At 61.2% G+C, this 19,730-nt stretch carries 20 protein-coding genes; 8 read left to right on the top strand and 12 right to left on the bottom strand.

Annotated elements, in window-relative coordinates; translation table 11 throughout:
* Positions 1 to 7: 7 nt before the first annotated feature.
* Together NKJ11_RS29125 and NKJ11_RS29120 are read right to left on the bottom strand one after the other, a co-directional pair.
* Entirely contained in the window at positions 8 to 1,009 is a 1,002-nt protein-coding gene (locus tag NKJ11_RS29125; protein WP_352610842.1) for an NADP-dependent oxidoreductase, read from the bottom strand.
* 66 nt (positions 1,010 to 1,075) lie between these two features.
* A complete protein-coding gene (locus NKJ11_RS29120; protein ID WP_352610843.1) occupies positions 1,076 to 1,891 on the bottom strand; it encodes an oxidoreductase in 816 nt (271 codons plus the stop codon).
* Between the two features lie 103 nt (positions 1,892 to 1,994).
* Here NKJ11_RS29120 and NKJ11_RS29115 point away from each other — a divergent pair, with 103 nt between their 5' ends.
* Positions 1,995 to 2,558, top strand: a complete 564-nt coding sequence (locus NKJ11_RS29115) for a TetR/AcrR family transcriptional regulator (RefSeq protein WP_352441774.1) — start codon at positions 1,995 to 1,997, stop codon at positions 2,556 to 2,558.
* 110 nt (positions 2,559 to 2,668) lie between these two features.
* On the opposite strand, the gene NKJ11_RS29110 is transcribed toward NKJ11_RS29115, so the two are convergent.
* The 6 genes from NKJ11_RS29110 to NKJ11_RS29085 form a co-directional block, all read right to left on the bottom strand.
* Positions 2,669 to 4,300 (bottom strand): ABC transporter ATP-binding protein, encoded by a 1,632-nt coding sequence (locus tag NKJ11_RS29110; RefSeq protein WP_352441775.1) that lies wholly within the window; start codon positions 4,298 to 4,300, stop codon positions 2,669 to 2,671.
* Complete coding sequence (locus tag NKJ11_RS29105; RefSeq protein ID WP_502897093.1) at positions 4,290 to 5,174, bottom strand: ABC transporter permease; 885 nt, start codon at positions 5,172 to 5,174, stop codon at positions 4,290 to 4,292. The genes NKJ11_RS29110 and NKJ11_RS29105 overlap by 11 nt, the downstream gene beginning before the upstream one ends.
* Entirely contained in the window at positions 5,171 to 6,217 is a 1,047-nt protein-coding gene (locus tag NKJ11_RS29100; RefSeq protein WP_128306095.1) for an ABC transporter permease, read from the bottom strand. The genes NKJ11_RS29105 and NKJ11_RS29100 overlap by 4 nt, the downstream gene beginning before the upstream one ends.
* An 88-nt stretch (positions 6,218 to 6,305) precedes the next feature.
* A complete protein-coding gene (locus NKJ11_RS29095) occupies positions 6,306 to 7,913 on the bottom strand; it encodes an ABC transporter substrate-binding protein (protein WP_352441777.1) in 1,608 nt (535 codons plus the stop codon).
* 121 nt (positions 7,914 to 8,034) lie between these two features.
* Positions 8,035 to 8,388: a Rieske (2Fe-2S) protein gene (locus NKJ11_RS29090; protein ID WP_023809364.1), complete on the bottom strand. Its 354-nt coding sequence runs from the start codon at positions 8,386 to 8,388 to the stop codon at positions 8,035 to 8,037.
* A gap of 11 nt (positions 8,389 to 8,399) precedes the next feature.
* Positions 8,400 to 9,482, bottom strand: a complete 1,083-nt coding sequence (locus tag NKJ11_RS29085) for an amidohydrolase family protein (protein ID WP_023809365.1) — start codon at positions 9,480 to 9,482, stop codon at positions 8,400 to 8,402.
* A 134-nt stretch (positions 9,483 to 9,616) separates the two neighbouring features.
* On the opposite strand from NKJ11_RS29085, the gene NKJ11_RS29080 reads away from it, so the two are divergent.
* A complete protein-coding gene (locus NKJ11_RS29080) occupies positions 9,617 to 10,474 on the top strand; it encodes a LysR family transcriptional regulator (RefSeq protein ID WP_023809366.1) in 858 nt (285 codons plus the stop codon).
* Between the two features lie 211 nt (positions 10,475 to 10,685).
* Entirely contained in the window at positions 10,686 to 11,642 is a 957-nt protein-coding gene (locus NKJ11_RS29075; RefSeq protein WP_352551469.1) for an FAD-binding oxidoreductase, read from the top strand.
* 107 nt (positions 11,643 to 11,749) lie between these two features.
* Here NKJ11_RS29075 and NKJ11_RS29070 read toward each other — a convergent pair whose 3' ends face one another.
* Complete coding sequence (locus NKJ11_RS29070; RefSeq protein WP_023809368.1) at positions 11,750 to 11,947, bottom strand: hypothetical protein; 198 nt, start codon at positions 11,945 to 11,947, stop codon at positions 11,750 to 11,752.
* Positions 11,948 to 12,067: 120 nt separating this feature from the next.
* Positions 12,068 to 12,301 (bottom strand): hypothetical protein, encoded by a 234-nt coding sequence (locus tag NKJ11_RS29065; protein ID WP_352551470.1) that lies wholly within the window; start codon positions 12,299 to 12,301, stop codon positions 12,068 to 12,070.
* 405 nt (positions 12,302 to 12,706) lie between these two features.
* Between NKJ11_RS29065 and NKJ11_RS29060 the strand changes: the two genes are divergently transcribed.
* From NKJ11_RS29060 to NKJ11_RS29045, 4 genes are read left to right on the top strand one after another with little or no spacing between them, the layout of a single operon-like run.
* The gene (locus NKJ11_RS29060; RefSeq protein WP_352551472.1) at positions 12,707 to 13,711 is read left to right on the top strand and encodes a sugar ABC transporter substrate-binding protein; all 1,005 of its coding nucleotides are present in this window, start codon (positions 12,707 to 12,709) and stop codon (positions 13,709 to 13,711) included.
* Positions 13,708 to 14,709 (top strand): ABC transporter permease, encoded by a 1,002-nt coding sequence (locus tag NKJ11_RS29055; RefSeq protein WP_023809371.1) that lies wholly within the window; start codon positions 13,708 to 13,710, stop codon positions 14,707 to 14,709. The genes NKJ11_RS29060 and NKJ11_RS29055 overlap by 4 nt, the downstream gene beginning before the upstream one ends.
* Positions 14,706 to 15,470 carry an ATP-binding cassette domain-containing protein gene (locus NKJ11_RS29050; protein ID WP_023809372.1) on the top strand — a complete coding sequence of 255 codons (765 nt, stop codon included), beginning with the start codon at positions 14,706 to 14,708 and terminating at the stop codon, positions 15,468 to 15,470. Before NKJ11_RS29055 ends, NKJ11_RS29050 begins: the two co-directional genes overlap by 4 nt.
* A 39-nt stretch (positions 15,471 to 15,509) precedes the next feature.
* Positions 15,510 to 16,580 (top strand): Gfo/Idh/MocA family protein, encoded by a 1,071-nt coding sequence (locus tag NKJ11_RS29045; protein WP_352794830.1) that lies wholly within the window; start codon positions 15,510 to 15,512, stop codon positions 16,578 to 16,580.
* Positions 16,581 to 16,595: 15 nt separating this feature from the next.
* Here NKJ11_RS29045 and NKJ11_RS29040 read toward each other — a convergent pair whose 3' ends face one another.
* Positions 16,596 to 16,871 (bottom strand): hypothetical protein, encoded by a 276-nt coding sequence (locus tag NKJ11_RS29040; RefSeq protein ID WP_023809374.1) that lies wholly within the window; start codon positions 16,869 to 16,871, stop codon positions 16,596 to 16,598.
* A 146-nt stretch (positions 16,872 to 17,017) separates the two neighbouring features.
* On the opposite strand from NKJ11_RS29040, the gene NKJ11_RS29035 reads away from it, so the two are divergent.
* The gene (locus NKJ11_RS29035) at positions 17,018 to 19,039 is read left to right on the top strand and encodes an amidase (RefSeq protein WP_352794829.1); all 2,022 of its coding nucleotides are present in this window, start codon (positions 17,018 to 17,020) and stop codon (positions 19,037 to 19,039) included.
* A gap of 341 nt (positions 19,040 to 19,380) precedes the next feature.
* On the opposite strand, the gene frp is transcribed toward NKJ11_RS29035, so the two are convergent.
* Positions 19,381 to 19,725 carry a fluorescence recovery protein gene (gene frp, locus NKJ11_RS29030; RefSeq protein ID WP_023809376.1) on the bottom strand — a complete coding sequence of 115 codons (345 nt, stop codon included), beginning with the start codon at positions 19,723 to 19,725 and terminating at the stop codon, positions 19,381 to 19,383.
* Positions 19,726 to 19,730: the final 5 nt, after the last annotated feature.

Genomic DNA, 19,730 nt, shown 5'->3' with positions numbered 1-19,730 from the left:
TGAGTTGCTATCTGACCTTGATGACGACCTTGCCCTTGGCGCGTCCTGTTTCGACATAGGCCAGCGCCTCGTTGGCGGCTTCGAAGGGAAAGACCCGGTCGACAACCGGGCGGATCGCACCAGCTTCGATGAGCGATGCGATCTTGCTCAATTGCTCGCCCTGCGCCCACATGAAGAGAAACGAGAACGTCACGCCACGGCGCTTGGCTCTCGCTCGAATACCGCGGCTCAGCAGGCGAAGCACCAGCTTCAGCACCATGTTCAGTCCCTTTTCCCTGGCGAAGTCGGGATCCGGTGGGCCGGAGATGGAGATGAGCTTGCCTCCCGGTTTCAGCACATTCAGTGACTTTTCAAGTGTCTTTGTGTCCTGGCTGTTCAAGACGACGTCGTAGCCCGACAGCACTTTTTCGAAATCGTCTTTCTTGTAGTCGACGACGACATCGGCGCCGAGCCCCTTGACCAGACCGGCACTCGCCGCGCTGGCGGTGGTCGCAACGGTCGCGCCGAGATGCTTTGCCAGTTGGATGGCGAATGTCCCCACGCCGCCGGATCCGGCTTGAATGAAGACCTTCTGTCCCCTCTTCAGGTTGGCCCTTTCGATGAGCGCCTGCCAGGCGGTCAGGCCGACCAGCGGGATCGAGGCCGCCTCTTCCATGCTGAGGTTCCCGGGCTTCAGGGCTACATCGGCCTCATCCATGGCTATGAACTCGGCGAATGTCCCGATCCGGCCATCGCGCGGCCTCGCATAGACGTCGTCGCCGAGTTTGAACTTGCGGACTGTCGATCCCACGCGGACAACCCTCCCGGCCACGTCGTGACCCAGGATGAACGGCCGGCGATAGGGTAGGATCAGCTTGAACTCTCCGGTTTTGACCTTGGAATCGAGCAGGTTCACCGCCGCGGCGTGGACCTCGACCAGGACATCGCTGTCCCCGAGTTTCGGCTCCGGCATTTCGGCCAGCCGCAGCGTGCCTTTCTTGCTATACTTGTCGACGACGAATGCCTTCATGGCAGTGACTTTCTGAGAGTATTTTTGGCTAGCCGCATGTGCGTGAAATCCTCTGCTCGCTGTCGTTCAGACCGGCAGGCGGAACTGTTTGCGCAGGCTCTTGTCGAATATCCCCGCAGGGGCAAAGCGGCGCAGCAGGCTGACTTGGCGCGCTGCCTTGCCGGCGGTGTAGCGCCGTAGCGGACGGGCATCGGTCGCTGCTTTGACGACCACCTGCGCCACCACTTCGGGCCGATCGGCGACAGGCATCACATCGCGAAGCAGCGCTTCCAGCGTAGCTCGAGCCTGATCGTATTCCTGCAAAGGCGAATCCGGCTGGATCCCGTTCTGGTCGAAGACAGTACGAACGAATGCCGGCTCGATGACCGAGACGCGGATATTGAAGGCACGAACCTCATGGTCGAGCGATTCCGAATAGCCCTCGAGCGCGTGCTTGACTGCCGAATAATGCGCTGAATACGGCGCCGGCACCAGTCCCAGCACAGAGCCGATATTGACAATGCGCCCTTCGCCACGCCGCCGCATCGACGGCAGCACCGCATTGGTCACGCGGATGACGCCGAACAGATTGACGTCGAACAGGGCCTGTACCTGTGCAATCGAGAATTCCTCGGCGCCTCCAAGCTGGCCGACGCCGGCATTGTTGACCAAGAGGTCGATCCGGCCGGTCTGCGAGAGCACCGTCGAAACGAGTGCGGCAACGGCCTCACCGTCGGTCACGTCGCAAACCAGCATGGTCACCCCGTCCGGGCCGTCGTCGGCCTTGCGCCGGCTGGTTCCGAAAACCGTGAACCCCGCCCTTGCCAGAGCCTCGGCACTGGCGCGGCCAATGCCCGAAGAGGCTCCCGTCACAACAGCGGTTTTTCCGGAATTCGCATTCATTTCGTGCTCCAAAATCATGAGGGCTAGCTTTTTTGCGCCCGTTGAATTACAGTCGTAATATCAGATTACGCTCATAATGCAATAGCAGAAAGGAATAGCAGCCATGCGCTACGAAAAGGGCCGGAAGGACACCTCGCGCGGACGGATCATGGAGGTCGCAGCGGAACGCTTTCGCGGCGACGGCATAGCTGCGTCCGGACTGGCGACCATCATGAGCGACGCCGGGCTGACGAACGGCGCCTTCTATCCACACTTTCAATCCAAGGCGCAGCTTGTCCGCGAAAGCGTGGCGGCGGCGATGGAGCTTCAGGCGCAGCAACTGGCGGAAGCATTGGCTTCGGGCGTGGAGATGGCCATCGACACGTATCTGTCGGCCGAGCACCGGGACAATCCCGGAAAGGGCTGCGCGTCAGCTGCGCTGCTGCCGGAGCTCGCCCGTCAGCCGCCTGAAACGCGTGAAGCCTATACAGACCACCTGCTGGCCTTGGTGCGCCACTTGGCGCAAGCGCTACCGCAGGCCAAGGATCCGGAGGGCGTGGCGCTGGCTGTCTTCGCAACGCTCCTCGGCACGCTGCAAATGGCCCGCGCCGTGGGCGGAACGGAATTGTCCGATCGCATCCTCGCGGTGGGGAAAAATGCGGCAAAGACGCTGATCGAGCAGCGTTAGCGCTCCAGGAAAGATCGTAACGGCGTTGCCGGCCATATGGCTGACATCGGGTGATCGCGAAGGAAGCTGATCGTGAGGAATATGCCGGGCGTTGACGGATAGCCGATCCGTCAGATCTTCCGGCTGGCCAGCAGCCTTGTCAGCCAGTCCGGATTCATTTCCGGAACAGAGGACAATAGCCGTTCGGTATAGGCCGCGTGCGGTGGCGTGAGAACTTCGCTCTTCAATCCTTGCTCGACGACTTTGCCGCGGTGCATGACGACGATTTCGTCGGCTATCGCGCGCACGGTAGCAATGTCATGGGTAATGAAGATGTAGCTCATTCCGAGTTCACGTTGGAGACGTATGAGAAGCTTGAGAATTTCCTCTTGGACGATCTGGTCGAGCGCGGACGTGATCTCGTCGCAGATGATAAGCTCCGGATCGGCAGCCAACGCGCGGGCAATGCAGACGCGCTGTTTTTGGCCACCCGACAGCTCGCCAGGCAGGCGTTCCAGAAAATCTTCGCTCATCTCGACCATGTGCATAAGTTCGCCGATCCGGCGATCCCTCCGCGCGCCCTTAAGGCCTAGGTAGAATTCGAGCGGCCGAGCTATGACCTCTTCGACCGTTTGGCGCGGATTCAGGGCGTTGTCGGGCATTTGATAAATCATCTGTATGCGGCGCAGGACCTCCTTCGGCCGCGTCTTCAGGCTCGAGGAAAGAAGCTGGCCGGCAAAAGAAATCGAACCTGAAATTGGCGGCAAAAGGCCGGTGACGACTCGAGCGAGCGTCGATTTCCCCGAACCGGATTCGCCAACCACAGCCACGGTTCTTCCGCGCGGAACCTTGATGGAGACATCCTGGAGCACCTTGACCTTTCCTGCATAGGCCGCGGTAACGTTGTCTATAGTCAGCAGATAGTCATCGGCTGGAACTTCGGGCTTGGCGAGCTTGCGTACGGCCCAGAGCGTTTTTGTATATTCCTGGCTGGGCGAGGCCAGCATCTGGCGCGTGTCAGCCTCCTCCACGGTTCGTCCGTGGCGCAGAACTATGATGCGATCCGCCATTTGCGCCACCACCGCCAGGTCATGCGTCACGTAGATTGCAGCGGTGCTGAATTCCTCCACGATGTTGCGAATGGAAGCTAGAACTTCAACCTGCGTGGTTACGTCGAGCGCCGTTGTTGGCTCGTCGAATATTATAAGGTCCGGACGACAAGCCATTGCCATCGCTGTCATTGCCCGTTGCAACTGCCCGCCGGAGACCTGATGAGGATAGCGAAAGCCTATGGTCTCCGGTTCTGGGAGTTGAAGGCGTCGATAAAGATCGACGGCGCTCCGGTTCGCCTCTTCCCGGCCGGCAATTCCATGTGCCACTGCGGTTTCGACGGTTTGTTCCAAGAGCCGATGTGCCGGATTGAAAGAGGCAGCCGCGCTTTGCGCGACATAGGCAATGCGGGAGCCCCTGAGGCGACGGCGCCCTTTTTCATTGACTGCCAGAAGATCAATCCCGTCGAACAGGACCGAGCCTTGCGTGATCCGGCAGCCCGGCTTGGCATAACCCATTGCGGCAAGGCCAATGGTGGACTTGCCGGCGCCTGACTCTCCGATCAGCCCAAGAACCTGGCCCCGCTTCAGCGTCAGATCGACCCCGTGGACAATGGGATGCCACCGCTCATCCGAGAACCCCTCCACATGCAGATTGCGGATTTGAAGCAGATCCTTTCCTTTTTCGCGTGGGCCTGGACCGCTACTTTTCATCCCGCAACCCGCTTGTTGCTTGCAGGAACCAATCCACCACGAAATTCACGGACACGGTAAGGAGAGCAATCGCGCCGGCCGGAAGTAGCGGGGTGACATCGCCGTAGGTGATCAGGGTCGCGTTCTCGCGCACCATTGATCCCCAATCGGCCGTCGGCGGCTGAATACCGACGCCGAGAAACGACAGCGCCGCAACTGTCAGGAACACGAAGCAGAATCGCAAGCCGAACTCGGCGACCAGTGGCGGCATGACATTGGGAAGGATTTCCTTGGCGATGATCCATTTCGGTCCCTCGCCGCGTAATCGTGCCACCTCGACATATTCCATCACCGCCACGTTAAGCCCGACGGCGCGAGAAAGCCGAAAGACCCGGGTGGAATCCAGAAGCGCAATGATGACAATCAGGCTGGTGATCGACGAGCCGAAGATCGTCAGCAGCACCAGCGCGAAGATCAGACTCGGGATCGACATCAGCACGTCCACCGCACGCGACAAGATCTGGTCGAGCCACCCCCTGTACAATGCGGCAAGAAGGCCGAGCGAGACGCCGACCGCGAAGGACAGCAACGTGGTCGCGGCCGCGATAGCGATGGTGTTGCGCGCACCGTAGATCAAGCGGGTAAGCATGTCGCGGCCGAGCTGATCGGTTCCCAGTTTGAACTCCTGGCTCCACGGCGCGAAGGCTTCGCTGAAAACCTGCGTCTCGCCATATGGGGCTATCCAGTGTGCGAAGACCGCAACAAAGACGTAGCCGAGGATCACGACGATGCCGAACCACGCGCTGAACGGTGCCTTCTTCAGCGCAGTTTTCGCCCGGGTAGAACGCGAGCGCCTCAGCCTTTGAACCGCCGCGACAGATTCGGATCTGGTCATCGTGGGTGCAAGAGCCTGGGATTGGTGGCGATGGAAATAACGTCGGCTAGCAGGTTGAGAAGGATGTAAGTCGCGGCGAAAATCAGGGCGCAGGCCTGGACAACCGGAACATCCCTGGATTTTACCGCGTCAACCATCAGCTGGCCGATGCCGGGGTAGACGAACACGACCTCGACCACGACCACTCCGACGATGAGATACGCCAGATTGAACGCCACCACAGTGACGATCGGAGCCCAGGCATTGGGCAGGGCATGCCTCAGCACGATCACCATTGGGGACATTCCCTTGAGGCGCGCCATATCGATGTAGGGGCTTGCCAGCATGTTGATGATGGCCGCTCGGGTCATGCGCATCATGTGGGCCACGATTACGAGCGTAAGGGTGATTGCCGGCAGGGCCACTTTCCAGAGATGCTCCCAAAATGGCGTCTGATCGTTCACATTCGACAATGTCGGAAATTTGGGAACCGCATTGAGCGCCCAGTTCAGCGAGACAGTGAGCCAATGAGGCAGCGTTTGAGCGAAATCGGATCCGATGAACGTGTCGCGCGAGATCACCAGGTAGGCGAGCATATAGGCGACGAAAAATTCCGGGAATGAAATGGTTGTCAGTGTCGCGACATTCACCAGCCGGTCGAACCAGCCGTTGCGGTACAGCGCAGCCAGAATGCCAAGCCCCAAGGCCAGAGGAACAGCTATCAGCGCAGTCACCGCTGCAAGGAACATCGTGTTGTAGAGGCGTGGTGCGATGATCTCGGCCACGGTACGCCGATATCCGGTGCGGCTCGCAAACGAAGAGCCGAAATCGCCATGGAGCATCTGGGCGACCCAAACGAAGTAGCGCTCGACAGGCGGACGATCGATGCCGATTTCCCGCTGGAACGCGGCGACCGTTTCGGGCGTCGCCGATTGCCCTAGCGTGGCCTTGGCGAAGTCGCCTGGAAGCATCGCGATCGCAGAGAAGATGATGATGGACACGATGAACAAAGTGACCAGGCCGAGGCCAAGGCGCTGCAGGACCGTTCTTGCGACGGGGTTCATGTGCGTGGCGTTTCCCTTTGGGCGGCAGCCCTGCACTCGGAGTAAGCCGGCCGGACCCTCAAAACCATCGCGGCTCCGGCCCGCCATCTCATGCCGTGGCGATCCACCAGCGTTCGGCCATTTTCAGTCCATCGTTCTCCCAGTTGGGCGCCACATCACCGTGTGCGAGCTTTTTGGATTGCGCGCTTACGAAATTGTTGAAGACCAGCACGATGCTGCCGCCGTCATCGTGGGTTAACTGCTGCATCTCGGCATACATCGCCGCTCGCTTGGCCTCGTCCGTCTCGGCGCGCGCCTGGACAAGCAATTCGTTGAAGTGGGGATTTTTCCAGAAAGACTCATTCCAACTGGAGTCGGCGGCGAAGGCTTGCGTGAACATCCAGTCGGCCGTGGCCCGACCGCTCCAATAGGAAGCGCACCAGGGTTTCTTCAGCCAGACATTGTCCCAATAAGCGTCCTCGGCCTCACGCACGACATTGACGTCGATGCCGCATTGGGCTGCCGTTTCGCGAATGAGCGAAGCCGCGTCCACGGCGCCGGCAAAAGCCGCATCGGCGACCGAGAGATCCACTTTCAGGTTCTCCATTCCGGCCTTTTTCAGGTAGTGCTTTGCTTTTTCCGGATCGAAGCTGTGTTGCGGTTGCGGATCTTTGGCGAATTTGATGGCCGGCGCGATGGGGTTGTCGTTGGCCACAGTAGCGTGGCCAAGAAAAATCTTGTCGACGATTTCTTGGCGATTGATCGCCCATTTCAATGCCATGCGCACGTCCGGATTATCAAACGGCGCCATCGTGACATTCATCGGCAAGGTATAGTGCCCGTAGCCAGTGACTTCGACGATTTCCACCTTGGGATTGCGTTTCAACATGCCGAGGGTCTTCAGGTCGGCGCGGCCGATATAGTCCACCTCCCCCGTGGACAGCGCCGCCATGCGGGCGGCAAGATCCGTGATTGCGATGAACTCCACCTCGTCGAGATAGGGCTTGCCGTTCTTGAAGTAGTTTGGATTGCGCTTGAGCTTGGCCGAAACGCCGGGCTGGAAATTCTCGAGGGCGAAAGCACCGGTGCGAACGCCTGAAGCCCAATCCGCCTTGCCGTCCTTGGCCGGCATGATGACCAGATGGTAGTCACTCATGATGTAAGGGAAATCGGCGTTGCCGTTTTTGAGCGTGAAGACCACCGTTTCCGGGCCGTCCGCCTTGACGTCGGCGACGGAGTCCAACAGCGATTTCGCCGCCGATTTGGTGTCCTTGCCCATGTGATATTGCAAGGAGGTCACGACGTCATCCGCCGTCACGGTTTTGCCGTTATGAAAGGTTGCGCCTTTGCGCAGCTTGAAGGCCCAGGTTTTGGCCCCATCCGAAGTTTCAAAGCTCTCGGCGAGGTCCGGTTGGACATTGCCTTTGGCGTCGACCTCAGTGAGGCTGTTGGACAGCGAGCCCGAAAATGCGGTTTGTGTGAACGTGTCGGGGTAGCCGGCCGGATCGATCGAATCCGTCGTCGCGCCATGAGCCATGCCGAGCTTGGCGAAGCCGCCCTGCATCGGTTCGGCCCGCGCCGTGCTCACGAACAGCCGGTCGGCGGCGGCAACGGTCAGGCCCGCGGCCAGCCCAAGATGAATGAAGTCGCGGCGGGAAACCTTGCCGCCTCCGATCAGGCTTTGCGCGATACCAAGCTTGTATTCAGATTCTGACATTTGACTCTCCCATTGCGGAGTTCTCCGCGTTATTTCTCGTCAAGCACCGGCGAACAAATCTGCTTATTGGCTCCCGCCACCTTTCCTTCGAATTTTTCCAATCCCAATCGGCTTGCGCCAATCAGGCCGTCACGTAGATGCCGCCGGCTTCGACGGTGACTGGAAATGTGCGCGCGCGAACGGAGGGATCGACCAAGGCCGCGCCTGACTTGATGTCGAACTCCCAGCCGTGCCAGGCGCATCGAACGATCTCGTTTTCGCGATGATAGATGAATTGCGCCTGTTCAACGGGCGCGGTTGTGCCGCATTGCGGCCCCTCGCAAAGCGGAGCGCCGCGGTGCGGACAGACATTGAGCAGCGCGTGGAATGAATCTCCGATGCGGAAAATCCCGACCGAAAGGCTGCGGATCTTGGCGATGAACGGAGACCCTGTTTCGATCTCGTCGACGCGGCAGATATAGGTCTTCTCGGGCATCGTATGCTTCCTCAGGCGGCATTCGCGGCTTGCGCGCGGGGGATGCGTTTGTAGACTTCCAGCGCGTTCAGTCCCATGATCTTGCTCTTCCAGGCAGGAGGGATTTGCAGCGTGTTGGCATCGTCGTAATCCCAGTGCGGATAGTCCGATGCAAACATCAGCGTGTTTTCGCCGTCCATCGCTTCGAGCGTGGACCAGAGATGTTGGATGTTTGCAGGCTGCTCCAGCGGCTGCGTGGAAAAGCGGATGTTGCGCCGGCAATATTCAGACGGCAGCATCTTCAGCCATGGCGTCTCCTTGCGCAGCGCTTTGTAGTCGGCGTCCAAGCGCCAAAGGACCGACGGAACCCAGGCGACGCCGCACTCGATGATCACGAAGTAGAGGTCCGGCCATTTCTCGAAGACGCCATGGGCGATCATGCTTGCCACGTGCGACATCGCCGACATGTGCAGAATGGCATGCGTTTCCCAGAAGAATGTCGTCGGGGCAGGAGCAATGGCAGTTGAATTCACGCCCCCATGCCCGCCCAGATGAATGGCGAATGGCAACCCCACTTCCGCGCAGGCTTCGTAGATCGGGTGGTAAAACGGGTCGCCATACGGCTTGACGGACCCCTGGGAGGCGAGAACCTGGACCATGCGCGGATGACTGCCAAGACGGCGTATCTCGGCGGCAGCGAGCTTCGGATCCTGTGGCGCGATGATGATCGAGCCCATGAAACGATCGTCTTTCGGCAACCACTGATCGATCTGATAATCGTTGTAGGCGCTGACCAGAGCGCTGGCATAGTAAGGGTTAGCCAGGGTCGACGCCTCGATAGGCTCATCGCCGGTCAGGATCGCCACGTCGACTTTGTATTTGTCGAGGTGCTTCTCTTTCATGATGAGATAGTTGTCGGCTTCCGTTTTCGGACGGATGTCCTTGCGGGAAAAGTCCTGCGGGTGGAACCAAGGCCGATGACCATGCGGAAAGGCGCCAACGGGACCTGTTTTCTCGCCCTCGATGAACATGTCTTTCCACAAGCCGGAGAGATAGGGCTCCAACACGGTGGCGCTTGACCAGTAATTATGACAGTCGCAGTCGACTATGAACACTTCTTCCGCTCCGTATCCGTGTCTCGTCCCGGCGGCGCTGCCGGCCGCTGATCTGCTGCAGCTTCCGCCTTGAGTATTGTTTGATCAAGCTTATGATACGTGGAATATGATCGAGTTTTTCGATTGGATATTTCATGCAACTTGATCACATCGAGACCTTTCTCGACATTATCGAATCGAGAAACTTCAATCGCACCGCGGATCGGCTAGGGTTGACCCAGTCGACGATCAGCACCCGCATTAAGAACCTCGAGAGCGCAATCGGGTCCGAACTGTTCCAGCGCGGACGCGCCGGGGCGGAGCCGACCGCCGCAGGGCGCCGGTTCGAAGCTTATGCAAGATCCTTGCTGTCCACATGGTCGCAGGCTCGCCACGATGTCCGGGCGTTCAATCGTTTCGAAGGCACCTTGCGCGTCGCCGCGCAGGTCGGGATGACCCGCTCGGTTTTGCCGGGTTGGGTGGAGACGCTGTGTCAGGCTCTTCCCAAATCGTCGATCCATGTCGAGTCGGATTATTCAAACCAGATGGTCAGCGACCTAAGCATGGGAAATCTCGACATCGCAGTGCTTTACGCTCCGCGATACCTACCCGAAATCTCCTATGAGCATTTGATGGTTGAGGAATATGTGATGGTTTCCACGGTGGCCAGAACCCTCTCCGAGGTCGATCCCGAAACCTACATTCGTCCGGGCTATACGGTCCTGCTGGAGAAGGCCCATGCCGAATTGCTCGGCGAGTTGGCGATCTGTCGCCTTTCCATGGGATCGGAAACCTTGGCGGAGATGATGCTACGGCGCACGGGCGGCACCTGCTATATGAGAAGTGACGATGCGCGCAGGTTCGCCCTCGAACGCCCATCGTTCATCGTCGAAGGCGCTCCGACGCTGCATCAGCCGGTACACACGGCCATCCTGGCGCGCCGCAAACACGAACCGATCATCCGCAAGGGAATCCGCGCCCTTCACGTTGCCGTGATGTCACTGGATATGTAATCGAAATACTCGATCATAACTCGGCAGGGATGCTTCTGTTGCGGGGGGCCTGGAACTGACATCTTGGCTCGACTTCAAACCGAGATGAATGATGAACGCACACGTTTCCTTTGGGGCCCCCGACCTCCTCCCGATGAGGCGCCATCGGCAATGGGCACAAACCACATCGCAGCTTGTACTCTGCCGTCGTGTAATCGAGGAAACGCCCGATGTGAAAACCTTCGTTTTCACATCCCCGACGGATCGGATGTTCTCCTTCAGCGCGGGCCAGTATGTGCTCGTGCACCTCAAGATCGAGGGTGCCGCGGTGACGCGCTCCTACTCTGTTTCGTCACCACCGACGCGACCGCTCGACCTGCAGATCACGGTGAAGCGAACACCGGGCGGCCTGGTTTCGAATTGGCTCCACGACAATTTGGGGGCGGGCGACGAGATCGAGATCGAAGGGCCGCTCGGCTCATTCAATCTCGATGACCTGCCATATGAAAAGCCGCTCTTCCTTTCGGGCGGCAGCGGGATAACGCCGGTGATGTCCATGCTGCGTGCGCTTACCGACCGCGCGGCCGACCAGGATATCTCATTCGTTCATAGTGCCAGAACGCCTGGTGACATAATCTTTCGAGGGGAATTGGACGCACTTGCCTCTCGCTTTCCCAACGTAAAAGTAACGTGCGTTTGTAGCCAGGAAGATCCCACCTGGAGGGGGCCGACTGGCAGAATAGACAGCCAGATGCTGCTGACCCTCGTTCCCGATCTCCACAACCGCACTATCTTTGCCTGTGGCCCTGAAGCGTACATGAAAGCCGCACGTGCCTGCCTGGATGCGATTGGCGTGGCTCCGTCGCGGTACCACCAGGAGAGCTTCGGCGGCGTCAGCAGCCCTCAGTTGGAACCGGCCTCGACAATACCATCTTCGGTCCGTTTCGTCCGCTCCGGGATCGTGCATAACTGCTTGCCCGGAGAGACGCTGCTGGAGGCGGCACGCCAATGTGGCGTCTACGTCCCAACCGCCTGCCAGCAGGGAGTTTGCGGCACATGCCGCATCGCCAAGTTGTCCGGCGAAGTCGCCATGGAGGATCTCGGCGGTCTGGCCCCTGAAGAGAAGTCGGCCGGCTATGTCCTGGCATGTTGCAGCCGCCCGCAAGGAACGGTTTTGCTCGATCTTTAACCCCGGGTGCTTGGTTCAGCATTGAAGCCGGCGCAGTAGTGTTGAACTGCCGGTGAAGGCGTTGCCGGCGTAGCGGACTGATGCCCATCGACCCCAGCCGATATTGCTCAGAAGTCGAGAGCGACCATCATGCCGCGGACTTCGGCCATTTCCAGCAGCAGGTCTTGCAGTCTTTCGTCCAGCGCGGCACCGGTCAGCGCCAGAAGCTCGGTGATGCTCTCTCTCATCGATATGACGGCGGCCCCTGTCTTCTCGGCGAGCAGCCGACCGATGGCAGCTCGGATCAGGTCGTCCTGATCAGACATCGCTTCACCTCCCGACGCACTGCAACCTCCCCTTGCTTTCCATGCCTCACCGCCGCTTTCGACAACAGGGCGTGATTTCCCATACGGTATGATTTTCGATGCGACATCGGGCAGCTTTGCTCATGCCAGCAGATCGTCTCGATGGGCCCGCCAGTCATTCAACACCGACAATGAGGGCAGCAGCGAAAAATGGCCGGGCTGGACCGTTTCAACCGCTGCAAGCAGCGCCAGCGGCACTTTGTGCCGATAAAGCCCAATGCACGCGCCCCCTTCGACCGCTGCCGGCAATTCCGTGATTGTGTCGAAAGTCGAAAACGTACCCGTTGGCTCTTCCACGATTTCGAAACGCCCCACCCGAAACCTCCCTCTGCACAAAAGTAGCGACCAACGCGGACATCCCCCAACTGGTTCCCTGAGGCCGGCACTTTTTTCGCGCCTTGGTTGTAGCGCATGCCAGCAGGACAGTCATGCCCCAAGGGCGCACAGTCAAAATCGCTACGCACATTTTAAATCTTGACGCGTGTCAATTTTTTATAAAACATGCGCAAACGCCGGCATGGCATCGACCGGCGCTCTGGGAGGAGCAATGCCTGACGTCGAAAGTGCCCGAACCTGGGCTGCAGTCCGCACATCCCAAGCGGGCAGCATTCTGTTGCGAGACCATCGCGCCGGGCGCCGGGCTCGCGCCCCGTCGGACATTGCAGTCGCCGGCCAGCGACATTGATGCAGCCCATAAAACAATCAGGAGGAGGAAAAACCATGCGTATGTTCAATTGCCTGAAGCTTGGCACGAACCTGCTTGGCGCAGGCATGCTTGCAGCCATCATCGCAGCGCCCGCCCATGCCGAGGATGCGGCGAAAGTCGCGGCCATCGTCAAAGGCCTCGACAATCCGTTCTTCCAGACCATGCAGAAGGGCATCGAGGAGCAGGCCAAGGCAAACGGCGTGAATGTCAGCGTCCAGGCCGCCGCCAACATGGGTGACGCCACCGGCCAGGCCGACCGCCTGACCGCCATGGCCATGCAGGATTTCGATTGCTACCTGGTCAACCCGATCAGCGTCTCCAATCTCGTCCAGGCGCTGGTGCCGGTCGCCCAGAAGAAGAAGCCGATCGTCAACATCGACTCGACCATCGACCCCGAGCAGGCCAAGGCCGCCGGCTTTGCCGTCTCGACCTATATCGGCACCGACAATGTCGCCGCCGGCGCGTTGGCCGGCGAAGAGATGCTGAAGCTGGTGCCGAAGGGCTCCAAGGTCGCGCTGGTCGCCGGCATCGTCGGCGATGTCGGCTCCAACGCCCGCATCAAGGGCTTCAAGCAGGCGGTGGAAGGTAAACTCGACATCGTGGTGATGGTCAGCGCCGACTGGGATCGCGAAAAGGCGCTGACCGCCGCAACCGATATCCTCGCTGCCCATCCGGACCTCGCCGGCTTCTTCGCCGCCAACGACATCATGGCACTCGGCGTCGAGCGCGCCGTGCGGACCTCGGGCAAGGACGTCAAGGTGATCGGCCTCGACGGCATCGTCGACGCGCTGAAGTCGATCGCATCAGGCGAACTCACCGCCACCGTCGCCCAATATCCCTATGTCGTCGGCGCCATGGGCCTCGAGGCCTGTGCAGTGGCCGCCAAGGGCAAGGAACTGCCGGCCAACGTGCCAGCACCGGTGCTGTTGATCAACAAGGACAATGCCGAAGCCTCGCTGAAGAATTTTCCGCGTCCGGGCGGCGACTATCCCGATCCCTTCCGCGAGATGCTGAAGTGAGCACACCTGCAGACAACGCGCCCGCCGCCCATTCGGCGGGTGCGGAGGAGAGCCGTCCCTCCCTGGCGGCTCTCCTCCTCGATCCCTCCTTCTGGGCCGACTGGGCATCCGTCGTCGGCCTGGTCGGCCTCGTCATCGTCTTCGGCATCGCCCAGCCGGTCTTTCTCAGCGTCGCCAATCTGCAGGCGCTGTTGCTGGCGGCTGCGATCCTGGTCGTGCTGTCGATCGGCCAGACCTTCGTCATCGCCACCTCGGGCATCGACCTGTCGCTGGCGGCCGCCGTCATGCTCGGCGCCATCATCCTCGGCCTCGTCAATGCCGCCGACTACGGCATCTTCATCGCCTGCATGCTCGCGGTTCTCGCCACCAGCGCCGTCGGCTTCCTCAACGGGCTGATCATTACGGCAGGCAAGATCCCCGACTTCGTGGTGACGCTCGGCACGCTGTCGGGCATCACCGGGCTTGGGCTCATCCTGTCGGGCGGCGAACCGACCATGGTCGGCTCGACCTTCCTGCTCAGGCTCGCCTCGGGCTCGTTCGGACCGTTCGGCTATCCGGTCTGGGTAGCGATCGCAGCCGTCATCGTCGCCCATATCGCGCTCTACCACACGCGCTTCGGCGTGCATCTGCTGGCGACCGGCGGCCAGGCTGAAAGTGCCGGCGCGCTGGGCATCCGCACCAACCGGGTCAAGATCGCCGCCTATACGATTTCCGGTCTCTGCGCCGGCATCGCGGCCATTCTCCTGGTCGCCCGCATCGGCTCGGCCGAACCGCAGATCAACACCAGCCTGCTCTTGAATTCGGTGGCGGCGGTGGTGCTGGGCGGCGTCAGCCTGTTCGGCGGCCGCGCCAGCATTCTGGGACCGGCGATCGGCGCGCTGATGCTCACAGCACTCGTCAACGGCCTGACCTTGCTCAACGTCTCGGCTTTCTACCAACCGCTTGCCGTGGGGGCCATCGTGGTGCTGGCGGCGCTGATCATGCGGTATCAGAAATGAGCGCTCCCCATCATATCCCCGCCACTGAGGCGATCATCGCCTGCGAAGGGCTGAGCAAGCATTTCGGCGGCATCCGCGCCTTCACCGACGTCGCCTTCCAGGCCCGTCGCGGCGAGGTCACCGCCGTCATCGGCGACAATGGCGCCGGCAAGTCGACGCTGATCCGCAGCCTGGTCGGCGTGCATCAGCCGGACACCGGCAATTTGTTCTTCGACGGACGGGCGCGGCCCTTCGCCAATCCCGACGAGGCACGCAAGGCCGGCATCGAGACCGTGCACCAGAACCTGGCGCTGATCGACGAACTGACGGTCGCGCAGAACCTGTTCCTCAACCGCGAGATCGTGCGCCGCATCGGCCCGTTCGCTTTCCTCGACCGCAAGGCGATGAAGCGCGAGGCCCGCTTAATGCTGTCGCGGCTGTCGATCAACGTGCCGTCGATCAACCAGCGTGTGCGGCGTCTGTCGGGCGGCCAGCGGCAGGCGATCTCGATCTGCCGCGCTGTCGGCTCCGGCGCCAAGCTGGTGGTGATGGACGAACCGACGGCGGCGCTCGGCGTGCAGGAGACGGCCAATGTCGAGGCGCTGATCCGGCGCCTGCGCGAGCAATCCGTCAGCGTCATCCTGGTCAGCCACAATTTCGATCAGGTCCGCCGCCTGTCCGACCAGATCTGGGTGATGCGGGCGGGAAAGATGGCGGCGACCGTGCGCGCTTCCGAAACGTCCGGAAATGAGCTCGTCGCGCTGGTAACCGGCGCGGCATAGTCCTGCAGCATCAGACTTGAAATCAAAGGGAGTTCGCCTGTGGCACCAATTCGTGTCGGACTGATAGGTCTTGGAGAGGTCGCGCAGTCGATCCATCTGCCTGTGCTGGGCGATCAGCGCGACCGCTGGGTGATCGCGGGCGTGTACGACGTGTCGCCCAGCCTGGTGTCACTCGTCACCTCCGAATTTGCGACGGCAAAGGCCTTCGACACGGCCGAGGCGCTGATTAATTCGCCCGACATCGACGCTGTGTTCGTGCTGTCATCCGACGATACCCACAGCCGCTTCGTGCGGGCGGCGATTGCTGCCAACAAAGATATCCTGCTGGAAAAGCCCGCTTGCCTCACGGTGCGCGAAATCGACGATCTGCTGGCGCTGATGCCGGGCTACGACAAGACCCTGTTCGTCGGCTATATGCGCCGCTATGCGCCCGCCTATCTGGCCGCCAGGGACGAGCTGCCCGCCTTCGCCGACATCACCCATGTCCGCATCTTCGACCTGATCTCGGAGGGCCGGCATTTCCTCAAGAAGAGCCAGAACGTCCTTTACCCCCAGGTGCTGGCGCGTGGCGCAAGCGAACGCGACGCGCTGATCCGCGAGGTGGTGGGCGCCGACGCGCCGGCCGATCTGGTGCGCGCCTATCGCGGGCTGACGGCACTTTCCTCGCACCACATTTCGGCGATGCGTGGGCTGATCGGCGAGCCGACGCGCGTGCTGGCCGCGCACCGCACCAACGGCGGCGCCAACACATCAGTCACCTTCGACTACGGCCATTTCGCCTGTCTCTACGACGCGGTGGTCGACGATCTCGGCTTATTCGACGCCATGATCGAGGTGCGCTCGAACAACAGGCGGGTGCGCATCATCTACGACACGCCCTACATCCGCAGCCTGCCGACGCGGCTGGAGGTCACCGATGCCGGCCCGTTCGGCCCGGTGACGAAAACCCTCGGGCCTCTCTACGGCGATGCTTTCTCGAAAGAACTCGAGACTTTCCACCGCCACATCACCGAAGGCACAAAGCCGCTGACCGACCTCGCCGATTCCCGCCGCGACCTGGCGCTGATGGCCGAGATCATCGAGCGGATGAAGGAGAGTGGCGGGCGCTGAGGCGCTGCCTGCCGCCTACTTCCCACAGTGATGATCGTTGATCTTGTTCAACGCATTCGCGTCGGGTCCGACGCGATGATAGGAGCACGCGCCGGCTGCTGTCGTGACCAACTGCTGATCGTAGTAGCGCGGGCCGCCGAACAGGATGTCGATGAGATCGCCTTCGGCGGGAACGTAGCGTTCGGAGTGGACCCGGCGGTCGTGATACCGGTCGCCAGCGAAAGCCGGGGCGCAAACGCTTGAGCCCATGGCGACAGCGAGAGCTAGGATCGCAACGCATTTCGTGGTCATCGCCAATACCCTCCTGGCCATTTCCGGAATCACACCATACATCCAAAACCGCCAGCCGGACAAAAGTTCCGGAGATGACCGCGATAGGCTCTTGCCGAAGCCAGCTGCCTCGCTCATCCATGGTGCGTGGAAATGTGGGACCCGTGATGACCGATGCCGGCTTTCATCTCGTCGAAGCGACGATCGACCAATTGCGCCGCGCGCTCGATGACGGCACCGTCACCAGCGTCGAACTGGTCGGGGCGTATCTCAGGCGCATCGCGCATTTCGACCGGCACGGCATCAGCCTCAATGCCGTCCCGTTGCTCAACCCTGGCATGTTCGAGGAGGCTGCCGCCTCCGACCAGCGCCGCCGCAACGGCACCGTGCTCGGGCCACTCGACGGCATCCCCTACACCGCCAAGGACAGCTACAAGGTATCAGGCCTGACGGTCGCCGCCGGCTCGCCGGCCTTCGAGCATCTCATTGCCAATGAGGACGCCTTCACCATCGCCCGGCTGCGGGCCGGCGGCGCGGTGCTGATCGGGCTGACCAACATGCCGCCGATGGCCAATGGCGGCATGCAGCGCGGCGTCTATGGCCGCGCCGAAAGTCCGTACAATGGCGACTATCTCACCGCCGCCTTCGCATCGGGCTCATCCAATGGCTCCGGCACAGCGACAGCGGCCAGCTTCTGCGCCTTCGGGCTTGGCGAGGAAACCTGGTCGTCCGGCCGCGCGCCGGCCACCAACAATGCGCTGGTCGCCTATACGCCGTCGCGCGGTGTCATTTCGGTGCGCGGCAACTGGCCGCTGGTCCCGACCATGGATGTCGTCGCGCCGCACACGCGCAGCGTCCCCGACATGCTCGAACTGCTCGACGTGATTGTCGCCGACGACCCCGAGACGCACGGCGATTTCTGGCGCGCGCAGCCCTGGGTCAAGCTGCCGAAAAGCTCCGACGTGCGGCCGCCGCGCTATACCGACCTCACACTGGCGGGGTCGTTGAAAGGCATGCGGCTTGGCGTGCCCAGAATGTATATCGGCCGCGGCACCGAGGCCGACAAGCCGATCGAAACCCGCGCCTCGGTACTTGCCCTGTGGGAGCAGGCGGCGGCCGATCTGAGGCGGCTTGGCGCCGAGGTGATCGAGGTCGATTTTCCCGTCGTCTCCAACTATGAACGCGACCGTCCCGGCGCGCGCAGCATGGTCGAGCGCGGGCTGGTGCCCCCAGAGTTCGCCGAGCGCGAGCTCTGGGACCTCTGCATCTGGGGCTGGGACGACTTTTTGCGCGCCAATGCCGATCCGGCGCTTCCCGATCTCGTCTCGGTCGATGGCCCAAAGATCTTCCCGCAACCGCCCGGCACGCTGTCCGACCGATACGAAGGCGGCTTCGACCTGAGGGTATATGTCGAGCGGGCACGGTCCGGCGTCACGCCCCTCGTGGACATTCCAACGCTGGAAGAGGGACTGAAGGGACTGGAAGCGACAAGGCGGATCGATTTCGAGGACTGGCTGGACGCGCAAGGCATCGACGCCGTGGTGCTGCCCGCCGCTGCCGATGTCGGGCCGGCCGATGCAGACATCGACGAGGCGTCCGCCGCCTTTGCCTGGCGCAATGGCACCTGGGTCGCCAACGGCAATCTGGTCTGGCGCCATTTCGGCATCCCCACCGTCACCGTGCCGATGGGTACGATGGCCGATATCGGTATGCCGGTCGGCCTGACTTTCGCCGGCAAGGCCTATGACGACGAAAGGCTGCTGCGCATGGCCGGCGATTTCGAACGCTCCACGCAGCGCCGCACCCGCCCGCCGCGCACGCCAGAACTTGCCGCCGATGTGTTTTCAGGCCGCCCCGCCCGAGCCGACGACAGCAAGGCGTCAGCGTTCGCCATCACGCTTGCCGCCGAGACGCGGCCTTTCGGCGATCAGGACGAGATCGTCATCACGCTCGACCTGCCAAATGAGGTGTCTGGGACGGCCTGCCTCAAGGTACATGTCAACGGAGAGGCCGTCGCGCTGCAGCGAAGCGGTGCGCGCTTCAGCGGGCACGCGCTCATTCCGGCCGCCGAGCATCAGCGCTTCCACAGCGTCTGGCGTGGCTCCTACGGTTCGATCGTCACAGCGGTGGTGTGGCTGGAGGATGGGCGCAGCGCCGGCGCCTATCTGGTTACGGGCGGGATTGGGTGAGGTTGCGCAATTCGTGCCTTAAGCCTCCCCGAATTCGTCATCCTAGGGCGGAGCAAGGAGCGAAGCGACGCGGCGCAGACCCTAGGATCCATGCCAGGACTGTGACCGAAGAATGCATCGGTCCAGAGCAATTGAGGTCAACTTTTCTTTCCAGATGCAGCGATTGCGACTGAAAGTTCTCCACCGTCGCACCGCACGGAAGTCGCGGCATGGATCCTAGGGTCTTCGCCACGTCGCTTCGCGACTGCTACGCCCTAGGATGACGAAGCGTGGGGTTCGCAAAAGTGTCGTCAATCAACGATCGCCAACCTCTCGCAGTTCTGGCAGCGCCGTTCCCCTCGTCATCCACTTGCAAAGCGACTCTCGACATAGGCCAGGTCCCGCTGAATGACATCCCGCTTGTCTTGCGACAGACCGCCAAGCAGCTTTTCATCGAGATATCCTGCTCGAATAAGCTGCGCGAACACGAAGAGAAGCTGCGAATAGCGATAGTCGAACGTGCGATCGATTTCCCGTCGCTGTTCACGCAAATAGCCTTCGAGCTCCCACATCTCGGAGGGCTGCGTCACCGCACTCGCCTTGCTTTTGAAGTCGGCCATCGTCTTTGCGAGCGCCGCCTCAAGAGCGGTATCGAAGGCATGGCGCGCGAGCTTCTTTTCGGATCCGGACCACTCGAAATCACTCATTTGAT

The sequence above is a fragment of the Mesorhizobium sp. M0243 genome, assembly GCF_040321775.1.
GTDB lineage: Bacteria > Pseudomonadota > Alphaproteobacteria > Rhizobiales > Rhizobiaceae > Mesorhizobium.
The sequence above is the reverse complement of the archived record's forward strand: the minus strand, read 5'-3'. Positions and strand labels throughout refer to the sequence as shown.